The organism is Halalkalibacter okhensis, from assembly GCF_000787375.1.
GTDB classification, from domain to species: domain Bacteria; phylum Bacillota; class Bacilli; order Bacillales; family Bacillaceae_D; genus Halalkalibacter; species Halalkalibacter okhensis.
Genome location: NZ_JRJU01000001.1, coordinates 124,928 through 147,717, shown reverse-complemented (window position 1 = coordinate 147,717; position 22,790 = coordinate 124,928). Strand labels below are relative to the sequence as shown.

The window sequence follows — 22,790 nt, the reverse complement described above, 5'->3', positions numbered from 1 at the left end:
TTTGACCTTTTGAGGCACCCCTTTTCATTGTTTAACTTTTTGATTTGACTTTTGGTAATATCTTTTGAAGAGATACTTTCCGTTCAGGATTCCAAGCAGCATCTGCTTGTGGATCGTATTGCTCTAAAAAGGTAATCACTTCTTTGGTAATCGGTGTTGGTGTGGAAGCACCTGATGTAACACCGACGGTCTGAATTCCTTGAAGCCAATCTTGTTGGAGCTCAGTAATATCTCCAATGCGATAAGCTTTGGTCCCAGCAATTTGTTCAGAAACTTGAGCTAGACGATTGGAATTATTGCTTTTTGGATCTCCAACTACTATAACAAGATCACATTCTTTTGCTTGCTCTGCAACAGCTTCTTGACGTACTTGTGTAGCTAAGCAAATTTCATTATGGACTTCAGCACTTGGATAAGCTTCCATTGCCTTTTTCATAATATCACTAACATCCCACTGACTCATTGTCGTTTGGTTGGTGATGATAATTTTTTCCGTTTTAATTTCTAAGCTTTTTACGTCTTCGACTGATTCCACAAGGTGTACCGAATGAGGTGCGACTCCAATAGCTCCTTCAGGTTCAGGATGCCCTTTTTTCCCGACATAAATAATTTCGTATCCTTGTGCTACTTGGTCACGTATAAGGTCATGAGTACGAGTTACATCAGGGCATGTTGCATCAACAACGGTTAACCCTTTTTCTTTTGCAAGCTTTCGAACTTCAGGGGATACACCGTGTGCGGTAAAGATAACTGTTCCTTTATCTACTTTTTTTAATATTTCCACACGATTTGGTCCGTCTAGTGAAATAATCCCATCTTCTTCAAATGCATCTGTAACATGTTTGTTATGGACGATCATTCCTAAAATATAAATGGGTCTAGGCAAGTCCAAGTTTGAAGCTGCTTGTCTTGCAAGCACCATTGCATCTACGACACCATAACAATATCCTCTTGGAGAAATTTTCTTTACATTCATGAAAGGCCTCCTATAATTGGACTCATTTTTAATGAGTAGTAGGTAAATAATTAGATGGAAAAACAAGATCAGGCTGTCTCAGGGGATTTAGTCTCACGTAAGAGTGAGACTAAATAAAGGAGACAGCCTTAGTTTTCCTGCTATATAGTATAATGTAGTTTCCCTCAAGTGACAATGCTTACGCTTCTTTTAGCTCAATAAGCGCATCGTCAATGAATTCGTAAGCTTGCTCTTCTGTCATGTCATTGACTAGTACAAGCTCGCTGGCAATCATTTGTCTGGCTTTTTGTAAATGATTACGGTCTTGAATATGGAGGCCGTTTGCCCTTTCTGTTTGCTTTCTTGAAAGAGATGAAATAAGATGAGCTGCGTCAATAATACTTCCACTCTTTAAGAGGTTTTCGGTTTCACGAGAAAAATGACTTGTAGAAGGTGGGATATCTGGCCCGTTCTGCAGGGCATCTACAAGTGAATCTAACTCTGATTGGTCTATCACCTTACGCAGTCCAGAATCGTTAATCTTACTTTCTGGAAGCATAAGCTTCACATCAACGAGCGGGAAGTTAAGAATAAAATAAGAGTGAGTTTCTCCTAAAACATCCTTCTCTTCAATATCTTGAATTGTTCCTGCACCGTGATAAGGATAGACAACGTGGTCACCAACTTTAAACATGGGCATTCCTCCAATCGAGTAGTAGCCTTATTGTAACACAAAAAAATATAAAAGTAAATTTTACTACCAATGTGCAATTCTTGTCAATAAAAAAATGTCATAAATCTTTAGTTATATCGCTAGTATCTCTCTACTTTGGTTAAATATACAATTTAGGACCAGGGATTCCCTTAATGGCTTTCGGTTTAAAGGGATGAGTTTTTGTTTGATGGACGGATGAGATATTTCCCTTTATTGGAGAGCTTTGTGACAACATTGTTGAATCATCAGTCTCTTCAATATTGATTTTCGTGCTTCCTTCAGTTTCTGTTGTATCAACGTTACTGTTATCAGTAGCGTTTTCATCTGAATTGCTACTCATCATAATTTTCCAAATAGCTGGCGCATTTCGAATAAGTGGTCCATACTGTTGAATCATTGGAACTACTTGATGCGTTAACCCTAATACTTTTTGAGCATTGGTCAGCATTGAAGTTAAATTCATCCCACCACCGGCAGCAGCCGATGAAAATCCGCCCATCATAGGATTGCCTGCCATTGTGGAAGCTCCACCTAACCCTCCGAATAATCTAGAAAGAAGCCCCCCTCCTCCTCTAAGTGCCTGACTTCCTGCTCCCCCTAACGCATTTGCAGAAGGAGCGCCTTGAGCAAACATATTTGCTGCTTGTGACATTCCTTGCATAGGGGCTTGCATTGGCATTGAACCGAATGGGGGACCGAAAAATGGTTGCATGATTAAATCTCCTTTCCTAGCATGAACAGATTTAATAAGTGTACCGCCTTCTAATTTTGGGGAAAATAGAAATAAGGATACATAAACTCTTATAACAACTATATGCAAATGTGTGGTGTGCGGTGAGTTGATAAATTTAATAAAATAGATAATGCCACTAGAGTAATTCTTTTTAAAATAGTCAAGTTCTAACAATGTATGATAAAATGAAGTATTGCACAAATGGCATCGGAAGGAAGTTGAAATGTATAATGAAATCAGAAAATTTTAAGCGATTTGAACTTAAGCCTTTTTTAATTGAGGCATTAAGTAATCAAGGATTTGTTTTGCCGACAGAAATTCAAGAACGGCTTATACCTGCCATTAAAAATGGGAGAGATGTTATCGGGCAATCTCAAACAGGAACAGGGAAAACTCTTTCATTTCTATTACCGATATTAGATAAGATTAATCCTACAGTGAATGAAGTACAAGCTGTTATTACAGCACCTACTCGTGAACTTGCCAGTCAGTTATTTGATGAATTAAAAAAGTTGCTTGAATTCTGCCCAGAAAATGAGCAAATTCATGCTAAATTGTTAGTGGGCGGAACGGATCGTTCACGTGCAATAGAAAGTTTGAAAGTACAACCGCATGTTGTTGTTGGTACGGCTGGACGAATTGGTGATTTAATGGATGATCAGGCTCTCCAAGTCTATACAGCAGCAATGCTAGTTGTCGATGAGGCTGATCAGATGCTTGATATGGGTTTCATTGCGGATGTAGACAAAGTTGCATCAAGAATGGCAGAATCATTGCAAATGATGATATTCTCTGCAACGATTCCAGAAAAGCTCCAGCCATTCTTAAAAAAATATATGACGGATCCTCGCCATGTTCAAGTTGAGCCTAAGCATATAGCAGCATCGAAAATTGAACACCGAATTGTACCACTTAGACATCGTGAAAAGATCCCATTTGTTGTAGACATTGCAAAGTCAATTAACCCTTATTTAGCCATTGTATTTACAAATACAAAAGAACAAGCGGATGAAGTGGCAGATGCCATGTTAGCAGCGGGGTTAAATGTAGAACGGCTTCATGGTGGCCTGCAACCTAGACAACGTAAGCAAGTCATGAAGCAAGTGAAAGAGGTAAAAGTTCAATACCTTGTAGCTACGGACTTGGCAGCACGTGGAATTGATGTAAAAGGTGTAACTCATATTATTAACTTTAATATCCCGAAGGACCTAGACTTTTACATTCATCGTGTTGGCCGGACAGCGCGTGCCGGCTTGGATGGAATTGCCTTTACGATCTACGAAGATCATGACCAACAGGCGATTGAGAAACTTCTGAAAAGAGGAATTACATTTACGTATTATGATTTTAAGCAAGGTAGTTGGACTCAGCTTGAACGCGCTCCACTTGGTGTCCCTGGAAAGAAAAAGACAACCAAATCATCCGAAACAACTAAGACGGAAACGAAACCGAAAGAGCAGAAACGTACAGGTGGGAAAGCAGTAGCGAGACCTAAAAATGTTAAGCCTGGTTATAAGAAAAAGGCACGGTTTAAGCAAGCGAAGGAAGAGCAAAGACAAAGAAGAATTAAAAAGAAAAAGTAAGTAGGAGAGAGGAAATTATGACGGTAAAACTTGGTTCTCATGTTTCAATGAGCGGGAAAAAAATGTTACTTGGAGCAAGTGAAGAAGCAGCTTCATATGGATCAAGTACATTTATGATTTATACAGGAGCACCACAAAATACAAGAAGAAAAGCGATTGAGGAATTAAATATTGAGGCAGGATTAGCACACATGAAAGAAAATGGGATGTCCGACATCGTTGTTCATGCCCCGTATATCATTAATATAGCAAATACGACAAAACCAGAAACGTTTGAGTTAGGGGTACGTTTTTTGAGATCGGAAATTGAACGTACAGAAGCTCTTGGTGCTAAACAAATCGTTTTGCATCCTGGAGCACATGTAGGGGCTGGAACGGAAGCGGGAATTCAGAAAATCATCGAAGGGCTCAATGAGGTATTTGAAGAAAAACGTGATGTTCAAATTGCTTTAGAAACGATGGCAGGAAAGGGCACGGAATGTGGTCGTACGTTTGAGGAACTTGCAGCTATCATTGAAGGCGTTACGCATAATGAGCGTTTGTCTGTTTGCTTTGACACTTGTCATACACATGATGCTGGTTATGACATAGTTGCTGATTTTGATGGTGTCCTCGATTCTTTCGACCGTATTATTGGAATTGATCGATTAAAAGTCCTTCATATTAATGACAGTAAAAATGAGAAAGGGGCGGGAAAGGATCGTCATGAAAATATAGGCTTTGGTCATATTGGATTTAAAGCATTACACTATATTGTGCATCACCCACAATTAAGTGACGTACCAAAGATTCTTGAGACACCGTTTGTTGGAGAAGATAAAAAGAACAAAAAAGCACCTTATAAACACGAGATTGAAATGATACGTTCAGGAGAATTTGATGCGGACGTAAAGTCAAAAATCGTCCTGTAATAACAAAAAGCAGAAGGGATATCAAGAAGCATTGAAGGAAACACGTCCTTTGTTCATGCCATCGAGATGACCTCTGCTTTTTTGTCATACAGTTTATGTGTAACGGTCTATGTTATTTATTATGTGAATTAAAGGTACTGACTAAATTGTTGAAGCAATTGTTGAATAACTGAAGATACGTAAGGGTCTACTTCTGTTTGAAGACGTTGGATCATTCTTTGGACTTGAGCTTGGTTAGCAACATCAATTTGCTCTGATCTTAGAATGGCAATGACTTTTTCTGCTTGCTGCTTACTAAGGTTAATATTATACTGACTTGCTAGGTTTAATAGTTCATTTGCTGTTAGAGAATTAACCTTATTATTTACCAGTTGTTGCATAATTGCATTCATAATAGCACCCCTTTAATCAAGTAACATAATGACAGTGTATGAGTTACTTGAAGAAAATGTGCAGAAAAAAAGGAAATATTGGTAGACTTATCGAATAAAGGATTGATAAAGGAACGATTAGAATCTAACTCATGTTTGAATATGTCATAAATTGCTACAAGAAGAGGGGGGTGGGGCATTATGGAAAATAAGCACCTAGACGAACAAATAGCCCCAAATAGGAATAACTCAATGTCAATGAATTCTTCAGTAACAAGTCAACTCTCGCACACTCATTCATCGACACTTACGGAGGAAAAAATGATTGAACAACATTTTCTCATTGAAGAATTAGGTATTCCTTACTTAAAAGTAGATCAAAATTTACATATATTAAAGTGGAATCAAGCTTTTTTAGAAGTAACTAACATAAATGAGTCACAATTGCGTGTTTGTACTTTGGAGCATTTAAGTATCGATAACCCGTTTATTTTATTTTGCTTAGAGCTTGTTCAAAGAGCATTAATGACAAAGAGTAAACAAGTAGAGGACTTTGAAGAAGATGAAATGGTTTATCGTATTAGAGTGATTCCATTTGCGGAGGATGGAATGGTTTATCTTGTATATGAAGATCGTTCGCTACAAAGGCAATTTGAAAATCTGCTAACCTTTCATCATCAAATGGAAGCAGTATCACATATTGCTGCAGGGGTTGCTCATGAATTACGTAATCCATTATCGGTAATTAAAGGTTTTTTGCAATTGGCGCAATTAACGAATGATCATCAAAAGTATTATGACACGATCATGTCGGAAATGAACAGAATGAACAGCATTCTTGAGGATTTCCTTTCCGTCTCTCGCAAAAAAATGGAGCGGAGATGGCAATCACCAGTACAGATTATGAATTCTTTAACTGAAATTATGAAAGCAGAATGCCTTCTACATGATGTGGAATTTAAACTTGAATTAGCAGAAACCGAAAAGCAGATCTACGTGAATGAATCAATGGTGAAGCAAGTGATGCTTAATCTTTTACGAAACTCCGTAGAAGCATTTGGAGAGTCGAATTCAAATCGAGTTCTCTCAATAGAAACTAGGGTCCAAGAGGAAAATTATATTATTCAAGTAATGGATAATGGTAAAGGCATGCCTGAATCTGTCCTAAATCAATTAGGAAAGCCTTTCTTTACGACAAAAGAAAGAGGTACAGGAATAGGAATACCGTTATGTAAGAAGATCATTGAAGATCATGGAGGAAGTTTTCGAGTAGATAGTACGTATAGTATTGGTACAAATGTAATTGTTTCATTGCCATTAGGAACCTGAGACCTATTTTAATTAATAGGTCTCAGGTTTTTTTATGTATCATTGTTAAGGAATTCAACAATTATCAGCTTTTTGCTCTGAGAGAAAAAGAAATCCTGTTACACATTTACATCTTTGTAAGAAAGGATTATAATAAATAATATGAAAAAGTTTACTTAGGGAAACTTTTATGCCCTGTCCTAAGTTTGCACCCTTTTTATAAATTATCCATAAGATGTTGTGATCATGTATGAAGTGGGCTATGAATTCTGACTAGACGATGTCTTCTATAATACTTAAGTCCAATTGTCCATTACTAATAAGGGAGTTTTTTCTCGTAAAAGTTGCTCTATTGCAACACTAAAGACTATGTTGATGGGAGGAAAAGCTAGTGAATAAAATTTTAGAAGTTGAGTCACTTTCTGTTTTCTATGAGAACAATCAAGCCGTTAAAGATATTAGCTTTCAAGCAGACAAAGGAAGACTAATCGGGATTGTCGGTCCAAATGGTGCAGGTAAATCTACATTAATTAAAGCCATTTTAGGATTAGAAAAAGCACAAGGAAAAGTGACGGTCTTAGGTGAAAAAGTAAATGAAGTTAGAAAGCAAATATCATATGTACCTCAACGCAATCAAATTGATTGGGATTTCCCTGTTTTAGTTGAGGATGTTGTCATGATGGGAAGGTTTACGCATATTCCTTGGTACAAAAAAGCTGGAAAGAAAGATCAAGAAATTGTTATTGAATCTCTTGAAAAAGTAGGAATGTTAGATTATCGAAAGCGGCAAATCGGGGAGCTATCAGGGGGGCAGCAACAGCGAGTCTTTATTGCGCGTGCACTAGCACAGCATGCTGAGTTGTTCTTTTTAGATGAACCTTTCGTTGGGATTGATGTTACATCAGAAGAAATTATTATCAACCTCCTTAGAGAAATGAGGGATAACGGGAAAACGGTTTTTGTTGTTCATCATGATTTAAGTAAAGTCGAGCATTATTTTGATGAATTATTGTTAATTAATAAAGAGCTAGTTGAATTTGGGGAAGTAAAGGCTGTTTATAAACCTGATATTCTTTCAAAAACTTACAAGGGTAGCATTACCTTGTTCGGGCAAGATGAAAACATAATGGTGGTGAGTGAGTAATGAGTAACATTACAATGTTCATTGATCAAGTAATGAGGTATTCTTACTTGCAACAGGCGTTAATCGCTGCAATTTTGGTTGGTATTATTTGTGGCGTAATTGGGTGTTTTATCATTTTACGTGGGATGGCTCTAATGGGGGATGCGATATCGCATGCTGTTTTGCCAGGAGTTGTCATTGCCTATATGATTGGAGCTAGTTTCTTTATTGGAGCTACAATTACAGGTGTACTTACTGCGCTTGCTATTGGTTATGTATCTCAAAATAGTCGAATAAAAGATGATTCTGCTATTGGCATCATGTTTACCGCAGCTTTTGCGCTAGGAATTGTCTTAATTACAGGACTACGTGGAACAGGAGTAGACCTTTGGCATATCCTCTTTGGGAACGTGCTTGCGGTCTCGAGAGCCGATCTTATGGTCACGGTCGGAATTGGAGCTTTTGTGTTATTAATGATTGTCATTTTTTATCGTCCACTGTTGCTAAGTACCTTTGATCCTGTTATGGCTAAAGCGACAGGGGTGCCTGTTCAACTCGTTCATTATTTGTTGATGCTTTTATTATCACTAGTAACCGTTGCATCACTTAAAACAGTTGGAATTGTTCTAGTTGTCGCTATGCTTATTACACCAGGAGCTACAGCCTACCTGTTAACTGATCGCTTGCCAGTCATGCTTTCATTATCTGCATTGTTTGGTGTGATATCAGCTATAGTAGGAATGTATTATTCAGTCATTTATGATGTAGCATCAGGAGCTTCGATTGTATTAGTTGCTTCTGTATTATTTGGCTTTGCGTTTTTCTTCTCACCTAAACAAGGAGTTCTAACAAAAAAATGGCGTGCTCGGAAAGTTCAAAGAGCATAACACTAAAAGTCAGGAACTATGTGGCAATGTGCGCCTTGAGAGGTGAAACTCTCTCCTATTAAGAGGCATTTTTTAAATGTAGCGACTCCAACACATAGCTTCGGGGGCGTCCCAAAAATGATTCGTTTTTGGGACGCCCCCTTTGTTATGCCTAATCTTATTCTTCGATAATTGTAAAGCGTGAAGCTAGTTCATGAAATGTAAGCTGACTTTGAATTGGCTGGTCATGAGTTGGTCGCGTAATATATTTGTAGCTCCCATCTGATTTTTGTTGACGCGCTTTTGTATTATCTTGAAGGGTAATGGTTAAAATCTCTTTCACACGCTCTTTGTTCCTCGAACTTACAATAGGAAATAAGATCTCAATTCTTTTTTCCATATTTCTCGTCATCCAATCAGCTGAAGACAAGAAAATTCTCTCCTCACCATTATGGTGAAAATAAAAAATTCGGCTATGCTCTAAAAAACGATCAACAATACTAAACACTCGGATATTCTCACTCACATCTTTGATTCCAGGTCGTAAACAACAGATGCCCCTAACAATTAAATCAATTTGTACGCCGGCTTGAGAAGCTTCATATAATTTTAAAATAATTGGCTTATCTGATAGGGAGTTCATCTTCGCAATAATTTTGCCATTGCCATTTATTTTATGATTTTTAATTTCTTCATCTATTAAATGGAGGAACTCTTCTCTAATTTCAAATGGGGCAGTTGAGAGGTAATGCCATTTTGGTTTTTCGCTATAACCACTTAAATAATTAAAGAAATTCGTTGCATCTTCTCCATACTTCTCACGAGCTGTAAAAAAACCAAGATCGGTATAGAGCATTGCTGTAGAATCATTATAATTTCCGGTACCTAGATGAACAAAACGTTGAATTTGATCTTCTTGGTGACGAACAACCAAGGTAATTTTACTGTGAGTTTTTAGAGCAGTAATTCCGTAAATAACATGAACACCTGATTTTTCAAGCTTTTTTGCCCACTGAATGTTATTTTCTTCATCAAAACGTGCTTTTAATTCAACTAGGACGGTAACTTGTTTACCATTCTCTGCTGCAAGTGCTAATGCGTGAATAATCGGAGAATCCCCACTAACACGGTATAGTGTTTGCTTAATGGCGAGAACGGAAGGATCCTCAGCTGCACGCGTAACAAAGTCTATCACGGGTTGAAAGGATTCATATGGATGATGGAGAATAATGTCACGTTTTTGAATTGCTTGAAAAATATCTTCTTCACCAATTAAATCTTCTGGAGGCTGTGGGATTAACGTCTCATTTGCCAAATGTTCATTTTCTTTTGCAAGTTGTCCATATAGTTTGAATAAAAAGCTTAAATCAAGTGGCCCTTTATAGGAATAGACGTCATTTTGATGCAATTCAAGGACATCCAGTAACAAATTGAGGACGTTTTGATTCATTTGGCCCTCTTGCATCTCTAATCGAACAGCGGCTCCCCATTTACGCTTCTTGAGCTCCTTCTCAATTTCACTTAGCAGGTCACGAGATGCTTCCTCATGAATCGTCATATCAGCATTTCTTGTAATACGAAAAGGAGATACAGACTTAACGGTAAAGCCATTGAATAGAGCACTAATAAAATAACTTATGACTTCTTCAAGTAAAATAAACTGGTCCTTTTGACCTTCTGATTTAGGCAGTCTAATAAACCGAGTTAAGACAGAAGGAACTTGGACGATCGCTAATTGATCTTTTTCAAATTCATCATTTCCTACTCGTCTTAAAATAACTGCTAAATTTAAGCTTTTATTTAATAGCATAGGAAATGGTCGGTAGGCGTCTATGGCCATTGGAGTTAATACAGGAAATATATAATTTTGAAATCGTCCTTCTAAATAAGTAAGTTGTTCATCATCGCAATCTTCCATCGATACAAATTGAATACCTTCATGATCGAGCATCGGAATAATTGTTTCCGTATAAACCGTATCTTGTAAATGTACAAGTAAATGATTCTTGTCAGAAATGTGCTTTAATTGTTGTTTGGGAGTTAAGCCGGCTTTGTTTTCGGGCCGGTTAAAACCAGCCTTTACTTGATCTTTTAGCCCAGCAACACGAACCATAAAGAATTCGTCTAAATTAGAGCTGAAAATCGCTAAGAATTTCAGTCTTTCAAAAAGAGGATTGCGTTCATCAATGGCTTCTTCTAGGACCCGCTCATTAAAAGCGAGCCAGCTTAACTCACGGTTGTTGTAAAAGGTTGGGTTATTAAGGTCAATGTGTTTTTGAATTAACTTATCCTTTTGCATGGGACTCAACCTCTCTGTTAAATTCTACATTTCAATTTTAACAGCTGATTGTAAATTCTATGTTAAGATTCTTATTTCAGAACCTCTGCAGGCATATATCTAAAATCAATTGTATGTTTAATTACACGTTCTAAATGCTTTTTATGTTTCGTGGCCTGGGTGTCTTCAAAAAAAGCATCCGTTTGGTGGTATAGATAAATGGATAGTTCGTCTTCATGTTGTTCAACTTGTCCAATATTGGTAATTACTTTTCTTCTCGTTCGGTCTAATGAGTAAGCTAATTTTAAAATGGCACCTAAGAATTCATAGTATTTGAGTTCCTTTTTAGTAAGTAACTTGTCAAAGGCCTTGGCGTATTGATTCATTTGTGATTTTGATTTATAGGATGAAATCAAAGCAATGGCCAAGCGCTCTCTGTGTGTTAAGCCCTCAATGGTCATATTGGTTAAAAGATAAAACGTATTTTGACTGCTAGCTTCGTTATTTATATACTCTCCGATATAGAGCAACCTTGCACTCTGGTTTAATAGTGTGATTGCATCGCTTGAGTTGTGTTCAACAGGACAATAGTTATACAGTCGTGTATATAATTGGTTTGCAAGCAGGGAGATGTGGTTAACATGTTCAACATTTAATTCATAGCTATTTGATAATTGATATAGACTCTCTTCTACTACATTAGGAAATCGGCTGGTTTCCATAGCTTTTAACAATTCCTCATAAAACACTCCGTCACGAAGACCTTTTCGACTTAGAATAAAAGTGTTCGCTTTCACATGGCTTACAATTTGAGCAATCACCGTAGAAGCTGGAACGATAATATCGACACGGTCCTTTGATAATCCATCTAATTCAATGCGTTCTTCTATAGTAGAATGCTGTAACATTGTATTAATATCGAGTAATTCCTGCTTAGAAATTTCATATTGATGAAGGCCAGCTAAAGGGTAATTCTCTTTTCGTTGGTGAATTAGAGCTAAATTTCTAGCACTGCCTCCAATGCCAATTACAGGGTAAGCTTTTTTTTCCTTTAACCAAGGAAGAGTTCCTAACTGGTTTATAATATACTTTGTAAGTCGAGCTAACGTTTCAGTTTCATCTAGGTCCTTTTTAAAAAATTGCTGATGTAACGTAATGGCTCCAAAAGGAAAGCTGTGATAATGCTTTAATTCCCTGTTTTCAAATAAAGTAATTTCTGTACTTCCTCCACCAATGTCAATCGTATAGCCATTTTCTAAATTGGTTGAATTCACAACCGCTAAATAGCCATAATAAGCTTCTTCATATTCCGAGAGAATGCGAATGTCAAATCCTATTGTTTCTTTCACTAACTTTACAATTTTTTCTCGATTTTTTGCTTTACGCATGGCTGCTGTCGCGATCACCATAACTTGCTGAACGTGATGAAAATGAATCATTTCTTTAAATCTCGCAAGAGTGTCTAAAATCGTTTGAATTCCGATTTCAGATAAGTTTCCATTCTGGTCAATATGGGCACTAAGTCTTGCTACGGTTTTAAAGTTATGCAATTCATTATAATATCCATTGCTGTCAATTTTATTAATCACTAAACGAATGGAGTTAGACCCCATATCGACTATGGCTACATGTTTTTCTATCATGCCTTTCACCTCTTTATGTTCAGGAGTAAGTTAATTATAGCAAAATTTGTTACTAGAGCCTAAAGGTAGACAGATTCAAAATAACCTTTATAATAGGTAAGGACATATAACAAATCGTAATTGTTCTTATAAAAAGGGGGGGACAACCGGTGAATGAATCAGAAACAAATAATGCTGTTTTAATAAACAATCTCTCTTTTCAGTATGGTAATCAAAATGTACTGGAAAATGTATCTTTACAAATAAAAAAAGGTTCATTTCTTGGATTGGTTGGACCGAATGGTTCAGGAAAATCAACATTAATAAAATTGATATTAGGGTTAATACCCCTTCAATCTGGAGAAATAACATTGTTTGATCAACGTATTTCAAAATTTAAGCAGTGGGAAAGAATTGGTTTTGTTTCGCAAAAAGCGAATAGTTTTAATTCAGGATTCCCTGCTACGGTGTTTGAAGTCGTTTCGATGGGGTTATACGGGAAGGTAGGTTTGATGCGTTTTTTAAACCGTAAGCATAAGCAGCTCGTCCGAGATGTAATAGAGCAAGTTGGAATGACTGAATATATCCATAAAAATATAGGGGAATTATCTGGGGGACAACAACAACGAGTTTTTATTGCTCGTGCACTTGTAAGTGAGCCAGAATTGCTTATTCTGGATGAGCCAACAGTTGGAGTCGATGCAGCTAGTGTAAAACAGTTTTATGATATGCTTGACCATCTGAATAGGGACAATGGAATTACTCTTATTCTTGTGACTCACGATATTGGTGTAATGACAGATCACGTTACTGACGTAGCTTGTCTAAACAAGACGCTTCATTTCCACGGAAATACGGCAGATTTCGAGGCAAACCAAGATTTATCGTCATTTTATGGGCATGATGTCCACTTAGTTACCCATAATCATCACCATGGGGGGCATTGAATCATGATAGAAGCTTTTTTTCGGTATGAGTTTTTGCAGAATGCATTTTACTCTGGATTGCTTATTGGACTGTTAGCTCCACTATTGGGTGTGTTCCTAGTTGTCCGTCGCCTCGCTCTAATCGCTGATGCTTTGTCGCATATTACTTTATCAGGAATTGCGGCAAGCTTACTGCTAGCTAAGCATGTTGTCTTTTTTCAAGGACTCAATCCTTTATATATGGGATTGATTTTTTCTGTTGGGGGTTCATTATTAATTGAGCAACTCCGAAGTGCCTATAAATTCTATAAAGAAATTGCCATACCGATAATTTTATCAGGAGGAATAGGTCTTGGTGTTGTGTTTATATCTATGGCTGATGGATTTAATAATGATTTGTTTAATTATTTATTTGGAAGTGTTATTGCTGTTAGTCGCTCCGATTTAGTGGCTATAAGTTTGATAACAGTGGTCGTGTTATTTGTTCTAATACTTTTTTATAAGGAATTATTCCTTTTGTCATTTGATGAAGAACAAGCGAAAGTCTCAGGAATTAATCGCAAATTGGTTAACTTTCTTTTTATTATTATGGTTGCACTTGTTATAGCTGCTTCGATGCGAATTGTTGGAATCCTTCTGGTCTCCGCATTAATGACGTTACCTGTAGCGGCTGCTATGAGATTGGCAAAAGGATTTAAGCAAATGTTTTTTTATTCTATTTTTTTTGGCGAGATAGCAGTAGTTACAGGTTTGATTTCTTCATTTTATTTAGATTTGGCACCTGGTGGAATGATTGTGATGATTTCAGTTCTGATTTTACTTATTGTCATTGCGGTAGAATCGGGCACTAGATCAATTCGAGGACTTAGAATGCAAAAAATGAGCTAAAAATTTAAGAATAGGGGCTCTAATCGATGGAATTTTTATTAAATCTTACGTTTATCGAAAGAGGAATTCTGGCCGGCGTGATTATTGGTATAATAGCCCCGCTTGTCGGATCCTTTCTACTCGTTCGCCGAATATCAGTCGTAACAGAATCCATTTCCCATATTACACTAACAGGTATTTCTGCAGGAGTCTTTTTAGGGACATTAGGACCGTTATTTCAAAACATGAATCCAATGTATTTAGGAGTGGTTTTTGCTTTAATTGGTGCATTAATTACTGAGCGTTTACGAGAAATGTATCGCCATTTTCAGGAGTTAGCTGTGCCGATTATTTTGTCGACTGGAATTGGAATGAGTGCTATCTTTATCAGTCTTGCGCGGACAGGATATAATGAATGGTATTCTTATTTATTTGGGAGTATTGTAAGTGTAACCGTTAGTGATGTACAATTTATAATGATTACAGCTATTTTTGTTTTGTTTATCATTGTTTTGTTTTATAAGGAGTTTGTATTGACATCATTTGATCAAGAGTTTGCGCAGGTATCAGGAATTTCAATGAAATTCGTGAATTTTATCTTTGCGTTATTAATTGCTATGGTTATTTCAATGTCAATGAAAGTCGTGGGAATCTTACTTGTTGGAGCTCTTGTGGTCATTCCTGTTGCAGCAAGTATACAAGTTTCAAAAAGCTTTAAACAGCTTATCTTTTTTAGTATAATATTTGCTCAAATTTCAATATTATTTGGATTATATTTTTCATATCAATTTAATATTGCAACAGGTGGTATGATTGTATTAATTAGCATATTGGTGTTACTACTTGTTTTATTATTAAAACGTTTAATGCGATAATTGAATGGAGGGCTTATCATGAATGTGGAAGAGGCAATGGAGCTCTTAAAGGATAAAGGATACAAACATACAGGTAAACGGGAAGAGATGTTGCATTTTTTTGCAGATGAAAAGCGATATTTGTCTGCTAAGGATGTACTAGAGCGTTTACAAAGTAATTATCCCGGTATGAGCTTTGATACAATTTATCGAAACTTATCTTTATTTGCTGAGCTTAACATCCTTGAAGAGACTGAACTTGAGGGGGAAAAACGTTTCCGCTTTAGTTGTTCTACAAACAACCATCATCATCATTTAATTTGTTTGGAATGTGGCAAAACAAAACATATTGAAAACTGTCCAATGGATTCAATTAATCAGCAATTTCCAGATTTTCAAGTTACAGGGCATAAGTTCGAAATATATGGAAAATGTGAAAACTGTAGTAATTAACAAAAGTGCAAAAGTAATCCTGTACAAGCTAGCAATGGTTTGTAAAAGGAAGGCTTTGCACTTTTTTATTTTTATGGATGCCATATTTTGAATGACATGAAATTAAAGTATTGTTTTATCCTAAATGTAGGAGGGGATGATACCATGGCAAAGCCAATTGTAAAATGTAATGTGGCAAACTGTTCTTTTTGGGGCGAAGGCAATAAGTGTCAAGCTGAATCTATTCTTGTTGAAATAGATGCACATGCCAATCGTGACTACTCAATGGAAGCAGGCGTTGAGCCTTATGAAAAAGCTGAACATCAAGACTCTGCTCATAATATAAAAGAAACTTGTTGTCATACCTTCCGTCCAAAAGAGTAAAGGAAAGGACTGACTGTCTTGTAGTAAAGGCAGCCAGTCCTTTTTTACATCGTTTCTTTTAACCAGTTGTCCACCCATCGCTTTGCTTCTACCCAGTCATTTGCTCTAATCACATTATTAGGGGAGGGAAGACGGTTATATGGTGTATCCATTAAAATAACAGGAATGTTAAATTCTTCAGCTATTGCGACTGCGTTATCATGCTTGTCTTCAAAAAAGATATCTAATTGATGTTCTCTAACTGCATCGAGCTTGTCGTGCTTTCCTACAAGTTCAATGTGGTCATAAGGAACAGCTTTTGTCATAAACCAGTTCTGTGTAATCTCTGCTAAGTGAGATCTTCTTGCTGTGATATAAATAAGGTCATGATGTTTCGTCCACTCATGAAGTGTCAATTCTGCATGCGCAGCTAATTCGGCCTCTTTATAAATGAGACCTTCATGCTCGCCCATCCACTTCCAAAATTGTTCTTCAGTTATATTGAGAACAGATGTTAAATCATATTCCGTTAAATCATCTAACGTTAATGATTTCTTGAAATGTTTGTTTAAATAAGGGATAAATGTATTCGGATCAGTGACAGTACCGTCAATGTCCAATCCCATTCTTTTTTTTGTCATTTTTCGTCACCTCAACAAAATTCCTTTTGTATTCTTTACCTTACACGAAAGTAAGCGGTTGGTCTAGTTAGTTTCCTCTGTATGAAAAGATTTACACCGATAATTCTTTCTGTCTGTTGCCATACTATAACTGTTCCCCGAAAAAAAGAAAGTGAGGGATTCGTATGGCAGACCGAGAACATCCGAAAGATGAACCAATCAGGTTGGTTGATGAAGATGATCGTTCCTTGACACTGGTTAATAACCATGTTGAAGGTGGACGATATGAAAACGGGAGAGATGATTCCCGTGACCTTTCATTAAGAGAAGAAGAAAAAGATGAACCATTCGTGACAAATTTCCAAGAGGAAACAGCTGCAGAATATGCAACTATGAACGGAATGGCTGAACGGGATGAAACAGCAGAAGCAAACGTAGATGATGCTACGGCAGGTCGTGGTGTAGGTACATTTGCGATTGTGCTTTCCATTTTATCTTTATTCTTCTTGCCAGTATTGCTTGGGGCAGCTGGTATTGTAATAGGTTTTGTTTCGCGTCGTTATGGCTCCACTACGCTTGGTAACTGGGCAATTGGTATTGGTGCCGTTTCGATTCTCATGACAGTCTTTTTCTCCCCATTTTTCTAACGAGATTAAGGGGTGAACGGGGAACACAAACAGAGAAAAAGCATAAGCTCATCGCTTATGCTTTTTCTAATTCACGTTGCTTTTTGAAATGTTCCTCAGCAATTTTATCAATTTCAATTTTTAACTCTTCAACCATCGTTTCTTCAGGGACCTTTCTAACAATTTCCCCTTTCATGAAGAGCAAACCTTCTCCGCGTGCACCAGCTATCCCGATATCGGCTTCACGTGCTTCACCAGGACCATTGACAGCACAACCAAGTACAGCTACCTTTATTGGTGCTTTAATGCTGGCAATATATTCTTCAACCTCATTAGCAATGCTTATAAGATCAATTTCAATTCGACCGCACGTTGGACAAGAAATCAGTGTAGCTGCATTGGCTGCAAGGCCGAACGACTTTAACAATTCACGAGCTACTTTTACTTCTTCAACAGGATCGGCACTTAAGGAAATCCGAACGGTGTTACCAATTCCCATATTTAGAATAGCACCTAAACCAGCAGCACTTTTAATGGTGCCTGCAAATAGTGTACCGGATTCTGTAATTCCCAAGTGAAGAGGGTAATCAAATGCTTTTGCTGCTTTTTCATAGGCTTCAATCGCTAAATTCACATCTGATGCTTTCATGGAAACAATGATGTCATGAAAATCAAGTTCCTCCAATATTTGGATATGGTGAAGGGCGCTTTCTACCATGCCATCCGCTGTTGGGTAACCGTATTTATCAAGGATTCGCTTTTCAAGAGAACCGGCGTTAACTCCGATGCGAATAGGAATTCCCTTTTCTTTTGCTGCTTTAACAACGGCTTCAACTTTGTGACGTTTTCCGATATTTCCTGGATTGATTCGAATTTTATCGGCTCCACCTTCAATTGCTTTTAGGGCAAGTTTATAATCAAAGTGAATGTCAACAACAAGAGGTATATTGATCTGTGCTTTTATATCCGCAATAGCTTCTGCTGCGCGCATATCAGGACAAGCTACACGGACAATTTGACAGCCTGCTTCTTCAAGCCGCTTAATTTCAGCAACTGTTGCATCAACGTCATGTGTTTTTGTCGTAGTCATACTTTGGACGATTACTTCATTATTGCCACCGATAGTCAAATTCCCTACCTTAACGGGGCGTGTTTTTGTACGATGTATTATTTCGGTCATTGACCAATCGCTCCTTTATTTTGAAGAGTTACTCTTCACCTAGTCTCAAAAAGAGAATCGCCTTCATTTTATCAATGTCCACAATTGTTTGGCAAGGATAAAGTGAAGACGAAGGTAACTTAATGATAAATGGGAAAGAAGTATTTTTTTCCTATTTGAATTTCCTCTGGTTTTGTTCCCCCATTTAATTCTTGAAAATCATGAACGATTTCTTGTATTGATGCTGAGATAGGACCTTCGTGTAAATGTTCTACAATCGATAAAACCGTATGACCAGGTTCAACGACCATTTCTTTAAATGGTTCAAATTCTTCTGCCATTGTTTCTTGAAGCTCTGCAACATCCAATTGTTCTATTGAATCAGCTTGAGGGTGAGAAGCTGTATGGGAAAGTCCGTTGGGTAATGTTCCAATAGTTAGATCATAATAAGTGCTGTATAAAATAACGAGGATGATGAAAAAAATTCCGATACGTTTCATTAGCTTGTCCTCCTTTAATAACGTGTCATTTCATTTAAGAGTATATGTAGTTTAAGAATGAATATGACAAATTTAAGGAAGAATTTTCTAAAACATAATTTGAAGGGAGTGAATACATTGGACGGTGCTCGGTCAACGTATATTCTTTTTTTTGTGGGGCTTCTCCCTTTTATAATGGCTATTGGTAATTCCATGTTTATTCCACTCCTACCCCAGATGCAAGTAGATATGGGGTTAACATCAGTGGAGGGTGGGTGGTTATTAACTAGTTTTTCCATTCCGGCTTCCCTTCTTGTTCCCCTAGGAGGCATTTTTTCTGATCGTTATGGGCGAAAAAGAATTGCTCTTATTTCTCTTCCGCTTATTATAATTGGCTGCATCATTAGTGCTTTTGCTGGAATGATGGGTAGTGTAGCAGGTGCTTTTGAATTAATGATGTTTGGACGGGTTTTACAAGGGGTTGGAGCAGGTAGTTTGACCCCTTTAGCTATGGCGTTTATTACAGATTTATTTGAAGGGGAACGAAGAAATCGAGCCTTAGGAACGGTTGAAGTATTTAATGGAGCAGGAAAAGTTATAAGTCCAATTGTCGGTGGGGTGATTTTATCTTTTTCTTGGTACTTTAGTTTTGTATTTTATTTGGCCATTTCTCTTTTTGCTTTCATAGGGATCATGTTTTTTATACGTACAAAGAAAACGCCTTCAAAAGAGGTGGAAAAGAACATAGAGAAATGGAGGAGGTTAATAGATTTATTTCATACTCATTGGAGATGGCTCATCCCTATATTTACATTTGGATTATTCGGGATGTTTCTTTTATTTGGTTATTTATTTTATTTTTCGTATTTACTCGAAATGAGCGGTGATTTTTCCTCCCTTATCAATGGACTATTGCTTGCAGTCCCCCTTTTAATGCTTACGGTTCTCTCTTTTGTAACAGCACGTAAATTAAAAGGGAATGAGAATAATTATAAACGAGCTTTTATTTATGGGGGATTAATTATGACAAGTGGTTCTGTTATGATGGTGGTACAACCTGAATTACATTTGTTTGTTCTCTCAATGGCCATTTATGGCGTGGGGTTTGGTATTGTACTCCCGGCAGCCAATGCTGCTTTGGCCTCCATTATTTCAGTAAAGGAACGAGGGACGGTATTTTCTTTCTATTCTATGCTGCGATTTTTGGGAGTTGCTCTAGGTCCGCTTTGCTTTGGTTATTGGATAAGTAACGTTGAACAAATGATGTTTACCGCATTGTTCTTTGTCACCTGTACTATGGTAGTATTGTTATTTAGCTGGAAGTGTTTTCCTTTGGGGAAGGAATGTCATGTCACGGATCTTTCACGTATTTAAGTAAAAATGAGACTAAAGTACCTTTTTATTCTTATAGAAAAAGTGTTTCTTATTTAGTAGAGCTCTCGTCTCATTGATGAGAACCGACTTAACGATCAAAATCGTTGCAGTCATAAAAGGAGAAGATGAAAATGAAATCAATTTGGAAGAAATGTTTAGCACTTACGCTAGTTTTTGCTCTTGTATTACCCGTGTTTGCTGCAGCTGATGCAATTCCAGGGGATGTGATTATTACTCTTGGTGAAGATTTATCTGAAACACAAAAGCAGTCAATCTTAAATGAGATGGGTGCAACACAAGATGATACGATCATTTATGTAACAAATGAGGAAGAGCATCAATATTTAGGGAACTATATTAGTGCATCAAGAATCGGTACCAATGCCCTGTCCTCTTCAAAGATTACCCTCGGAGAAGAAGGAGCAGGAATAGCAGTTGAATCCAATAATATCAACTGGGTTTCAGATGAAATGTATTCTAATGCATTAATTACAGCGGGCGTTGAGGATGCAGATATCTATATTACTGCGCCAATCGCTGTCTCAGGAACAGCAGCTTTAACTGGTTTAATTAAAGCATACGAAATTGCTACGGAGATTGAAATCCCAGAAGAACAAAAGCAAATTGCAAATGAAGAATTGATACGTACTGGTGAATTAAGTGATTCGATCGGGATGGAAGAAGCAACAGAACTGATGAATCGAATTAAAGAAGAAATTGCGAATAATCCTGTTGAAACAGAAGAGGATCTAAGAGAACTGATTCGGCGTGTTGCTGCAGAGCTTGGTATTACGTTAACGGACGAAGAATTAAATGGCCTAGTGTCACTATTTATGCGTATGAAAGACCTTAACATTGACTGGAGCCAGGTTCAAGATCAAATCTCAAGAGTTCGAGATAATTTGGATGAATTTTTAAATCGAGAAGATACTCAAGGGTTTATCAAGAATTTTCTTGATTTAATTAATCGACTAATTGATTCCCTTCGTGGTTTATTTAGTTCATAATGGGAGAGGGGAGAATCCTCTCTCTTTTTTATTTCTAAAATTAATGAAACGAATGTACGATCAAAAACGTAAATGACATAGAAAGGAGGAAGGGGAATGGAATGGTTAGATTCACCTAGTATCGGATTTGTTGTTGTTTTTTTAGGGACTCTATTTTTAATTGGTGAGTTATTAGTTCGAGTTAAAGGGCTATTTGCTATTTTAGGAATTGCAATAATGGCTATGTATTTCTCTTATCACATTACAGGTGATGTAGGCTTATGGGTTGTCATATTATATATAGTAGGCCTTGCGTTAATTGTTATTGATGGAAAAGTAATTACTGATGGTACGGTAGCGTTATTAGGAGTCGTTTTAATGATTATTGGTTTGGCAGTACCGGCCCCAACTTTCATATATGGGGTTTTAGTTTCAATGGGATTTATTATCGGTGGATTTAGTTCAGCTTTATTTTTAAAAGTGTTTCCATCACGTAATTTATGGGCAAAAATGACATTAAAAGATAAACTAACGAATGAGTTAGGGTATAACTCAATAAATGAGCAATATCATCAACTTGTTGGAAAAAGAGGAAGAACGATTAGTTCATTTCGCCCAACTGGAACAGTTGAAATTGAAGGCGAGCAATACAGTGCAACAAGTGGAGGAAGTTGGATTGAAGCAAGTCAAGATATTATTGTCGTGTCGGTGGACGGTACAAGAATATTAATTAAACCATTAGAGAATGAGGAAAATACGGATAGTTGAGGCTTACTCAATTGAAATGGAATCAAATAAAGGGGATGCCCCAAAAGGTCAACAATAGACCTTTTGGGGCATCCCCTATTGATCTTATTTGGACCTTTTTGGGATAGGAATAGACGTAACGGCTGCTAAAACAATGATAAACGTTGATACAATAAACGCAGTAAATGGGATAGGATAGATAAGAATATCAATCCAGTATAACAAAATAACTGGCAATGTGAGAGAGTGAGCAGTAATTAGCCACATATGACGATATTCTAAATTTCGTTTTCCTTTAAAAAGAAGGGCTAGAAAGGCAAGTATAGAAATACTGATAAATCCTAGACCTGCAAGTGCGACATACAGCAAGCTCGTTATAATCGTTAATAAAATTGGTAAGAAGTTTAATAATAAGCTTATACGATGAGAGAGGTCTTCTTTAGAAACCTCCTGTAAACCGAGTAGTAAGTAGGATATAGACTGAATTTCCCCGTTTGAAACAAAAAGAAATTCCCTTTGTTGTAGTGCAATCCCTTCATCTAGCTGCAATAATTCTTTTTGAGATAGCGTATTATAAGGATCAATGAGGAAAAAACCATCAAGTACTTCTTCGTTATAGTAAACCTCTTCATCTTCCGCTGTTAATGTCCCATCGCTCAAATAAAAGTTAGGTAAATCATTTTCTAAAATGCGATTGAGCTGTTGAATGCTTGATACGGTTGTAACATTTAACGAAATAAAATAAGGGATGCTAGCGATAAATATAATCATTAAAACAAAACCAATGGTTGTTGTGATTGGTCTGAAGCGACTATATGCTATCACTTTTCTATTGTAAAAACTTTTATAAAACCATTCCCAGTAATTCATAAACTCACCTCTTTCATTCTTC

Annotated in this window: 24 protein-coding genes; 14 read left to right on the top strand and 10 right to left on the bottom strand. The window is 37.0% G+C overall.

Features of this window, described 5'->3' with window-relative positions; genetic code table 11:
• Positions 1 to 31: 31 nt before the first annotated feature.
• The 3 genes from LQ50_RS00770 to vrrA all read right to left on the bottom strand — a co-directional run bounded on the left by LQ50_RS00770 (position 32) and on the right by vrrA (position 2,382).
• Positions 32 to 976: a 4-hydroxy-3-methylbut-2-enyl diphosphate reductase gene (locus LQ50_RS00770; protein ID WP_034625013.1), complete on the bottom strand. Its 945-nt coding sequence runs from the start codon at positions 974 to 976 to the stop codon at positions 32 to 34.
• A gap of 178 nt (positions 977 to 1,154) precedes the next feature.
• Positions 1,155 to 1,649, bottom strand: a complete 495-nt coding sequence (locus LQ50_RS00765; RefSeq protein ID WP_034625011.1) for a CarD family transcriptional regulator — start codon at positions 1,647 to 1,649, stop codon at positions 1,155 to 1,157.
• A gap of 139 nt (positions 1,650 to 1,788) precedes the next feature.
• Entirely contained in the window at positions 1,789 to 2,382 is a 594-nt protein-coding gene (gene vrrA / locus LQ50_RS24185) for a VrrA/YqfQ family protein (RefSeq protein WP_052144506.1), read from the bottom strand.
• 251 nt (positions 2,383 to 2,633) lie between these two features.
• On the opposite strand from vrrA, the gene LQ50_RS00755 reads away from it, so the two are divergent.
• Both LQ50_RS00755 and LQ50_RS00750 read left to right on the top strand, forming a co-directional pair.
• Entirely contained in the window at positions 2,634 to 3,986 is a 1,353-nt protein-coding gene (locus LQ50_RS00755) for a DEAD/DEAH box helicase (RefSeq protein WP_034625009.1), read from the top strand.
• Between the two features lie 17 nt (positions 3,987 to 4,003).
• Positions 4,004 to 4,897, top strand: coding sequence for a deoxyribonuclease IV (locus LQ50_RS00750; protein WP_034625008.1), 894 nt, complete (start codon positions 4,004 to 4,006; stop codon positions 4,895 to 4,897).
• A gap of 128 nt (positions 4,898 to 5,025) precedes the next feature.
• Here the strand turns inward: LQ50_RS00750 and LQ50_RS00745 are convergent, their stop codons facing one another.
• Complete coding sequence (locus tag LQ50_RS00745; RefSeq protein ID WP_034625006.1) at positions 5,026 to 5,289, bottom strand: DUF2624 family protein; 264 nt, start codon at positions 5,287 to 5,289, stop codon at positions 5,026 to 5,028.
• Positions 5,290 to 5,469: 180 nt separating this feature from the next.
• On the opposite strand from LQ50_RS00745, the gene LQ50_RS00740 reads away from it, so the two are divergent.
• The 3 genes from LQ50_RS00740 (at position 5,470) to LQ50_RS00730 (ending at position 8,586) form a co-directional block, all read left to right on the top strand.
• Positions 5,470 to 6,597 (top strand): two-component system sensor histidine kinase NtrB, encoded by a 1,128-nt coding sequence (locus LQ50_RS00740; RefSeq protein ID WP_034625004.1) that lies wholly within the window; start codon positions 5,470 to 5,472, stop codon positions 6,595 to 6,597.
• Between the two features lie 370 nt (positions 6,598 to 6,967).
• Positions 6,968 to 7,720 (top strand): metal ABC transporter ATP-binding protein, encoded by a 753-nt coding sequence (locus LQ50_RS00735; RefSeq protein ID WP_034625002.1) that lies wholly within the window; start codon positions 6,968 to 6,970, stop codon positions 7,718 to 7,720.
• Entirely contained in the window at positions 7,720 to 8,586 is an 867-nt protein-coding gene (locus tag LQ50_RS00730; protein WP_034625000.1) for a metal ABC transporter permease, read from the top strand. The genes LQ50_RS00735 and LQ50_RS00730 overlap by 1 nt, the downstream gene beginning before the upstream one ends.
• Before the next feature lie 157 nt (positions 8,587 to 8,743).
• On the opposite strand, the gene LQ50_RS00725 is transcribed toward LQ50_RS00730, so the two are convergent.
• Positions 8,744 to 10,864, bottom strand: coding sequence for an RNA degradosome polyphosphate kinase (locus LQ50_RS00725; RefSeq protein WP_034624997.1), 2,121 nt, complete (start codon positions 10,862 to 10,864; stop codon positions 8,744 to 8,746).
• 71 nt (positions 10,865 to 10,935) lie between these two features.
• Positions 10,936 to 12,486, bottom strand: coding sequence for an exopolyphosphatase (ppx, locus tag LQ50_RS00720; RefSeq protein WP_034624996.1), 1,551 nt, complete (start codon positions 12,484 to 12,486; stop codon positions 10,936 to 10,938).
• 149 nt (positions 12,487 to 12,635) lie between these two features.
• Between ppx and LQ50_RS00715 the strand changes: the two genes are divergently transcribed.
• From LQ50_RS00715 to LQ50_RS00695, 5 genes are all read left to right on the top strand, one after another.
• Positions 12,636 to 13,412, top strand: a complete 777-nt coding sequence (locus LQ50_RS00715; protein WP_034624994.1) for a metal ABC transporter ATP-binding protein — start codon at positions 12,636 to 12,638, stop codon at positions 13,410 to 13,412.
• 3 nt (positions 13,413 to 13,415) lie between these two features.
• Positions 13,416 to 14,279: a metal ABC transporter permease gene (locus LQ50_RS00710; RefSeq protein WP_034624992.1), complete on the top strand. Its 864-nt coding sequence runs from the start codon at positions 13,416 to 13,418 to the stop codon at positions 14,277 to 14,279.
• 26 nt (positions 14,280 to 14,305) lie between these two features.
• Positions 14,306 to 15,133 (top strand): metal ABC transporter permease, encoded by an 828-nt coding sequence (locus LQ50_RS00705; protein ID WP_052144505.1) that lies wholly within the window; start codon positions 14,306 to 14,308, stop codon positions 15,131 to 15,133.
• 18 nt (positions 15,134 to 15,151) lie between these two features.
• Positions 15,152 to 15,565 carry a Fur family transcriptional regulator gene (locus LQ50_RS00700; protein ID WP_034624991.1) on the top strand — a complete coding sequence of 138 codons (414 nt, stop codon included), beginning with the start codon at positions 15,152 to 15,154 and terminating at the stop codon, positions 15,563 to 15,565.
• Positions 15,566 to 15,709: 144 nt separating this feature from the next.
• Positions 15,710 to 15,928, top strand: coding sequence for a DUF1540 domain-containing protein (locus LQ50_RS00695; RefSeq protein WP_034624989.1), 219 nt, complete (start codon positions 15,710 to 15,712; stop codon positions 15,926 to 15,928).
• 44 nt (positions 15,929 to 15,972) lie between these two features.
• Here the strand turns inward: LQ50_RS00695 and LQ50_RS00690 are convergent, their stop codons facing one another.
• The gene (locus LQ50_RS00690; protein WP_034624987.1) at positions 15,973 to 16,548 is read right to left on the bottom strand and encodes a nucleotidase; all 576 of its coding nucleotides are present in this window, start codon (positions 16,546 to 16,548) and stop codon (positions 15,973 to 15,975) included.
• Between the two features lie 164 nt (positions 16,549 to 16,712).
• Here LQ50_RS00690 and LQ50_RS24735 point away from each other — a divergent pair, with 164 nt between their 5' ends.
• Entirely contained in the window at positions 16,713 to 17,174 is a 462-nt protein-coding gene (locus LQ50_RS24735) for a DUF4190 domain-containing protein (protein WP_052144504.1), read from the top strand.
• A 55-nt stretch (positions 17,175 to 17,229) separates the two neighbouring features.
• Here the strand turns inward: LQ50_RS24735 and ispG are convergent, their stop codons facing one another.
• Both ispG and yqfZ read right to left on the bottom strand, forming a co-directional pair.
• Positions 17,230 to 18,324 carry a flavodoxin-dependent (E)-4-hydroxy-3-methylbut-2-enyl-diphosphate synthase gene (gene ispG / locus LQ50_RS00680; RefSeq protein WP_202595334.1) on the bottom strand — a complete coding sequence of 365 codons (1,095 nt, stop codon included), beginning with the start codon at positions 18,322 to 18,324 and terminating at the stop codon, positions 17,230 to 17,232.
• Between the two features lie 128 nt (positions 18,325 to 18,452).
• Positions 18,453 to 18,812 (bottom strand): protein YqfZ, encoded by a 360-nt coding sequence (yqfZ, locus tag LQ50_RS00675; RefSeq protein WP_034624984.1) that lies wholly within the window; start codon positions 18,810 to 18,812, stop codon positions 18,453 to 18,455.
• Positions 18,813 to 18,929: 117 nt separating this feature from the next.
• Here yqfZ and LQ50_RS00670 point away from each other — a divergent pair, with 117 nt between their 5' ends.
• The 3 genes from LQ50_RS00670 (at position 18,930) to LQ50_RS00660 (ending at position 21,919) form a co-directional block, all read left to right on the top strand.
• Positions 18,930 to 20,165: an MFS transporter gene (locus tag LQ50_RS00670; protein ID WP_034624982.1), complete on the top strand. Its 1,236-nt coding sequence runs from the start codon at positions 18,930 to 18,932 to the stop codon at positions 20,163 to 20,165.
• 131 nt (positions 20,166 to 20,296) lie between these two features.
• A complete protein-coding gene (locus LQ50_RS00665) occupies positions 20,297 to 21,172 on the top strand; it encodes a DUF1002 domain-containing protein (protein WP_034624979.1) in 876 nt (291 codons plus the stop codon).
• 96 nt (positions 21,173 to 21,268) lie between these two features.
• Complete coding sequence (locus LQ50_RS00660; protein ID WP_034624977.1) at positions 21,269 to 21,919, top strand: NfeD family protein; 651 nt, start codon at positions 21,269 to 21,271, stop codon at positions 21,917 to 21,919.
• A gap of 84 nt (positions 21,920 to 22,003) precedes the next feature.
• Here the strand turns inward: LQ50_RS00660 and LQ50_RS00655 are convergent, their stop codons facing one another.
• Positions 22,004 to 22,768: a DUF1189 domain-containing protein gene (locus LQ50_RS00655; protein WP_034624975.1), complete on the bottom strand. Its 765-nt coding sequence runs from the start codon at positions 22,766 to 22,768 to the stop codon at positions 22,004 to 22,006.
• Positions 22,769 to 22,790 lie beyond the last annotated feature (22 nt).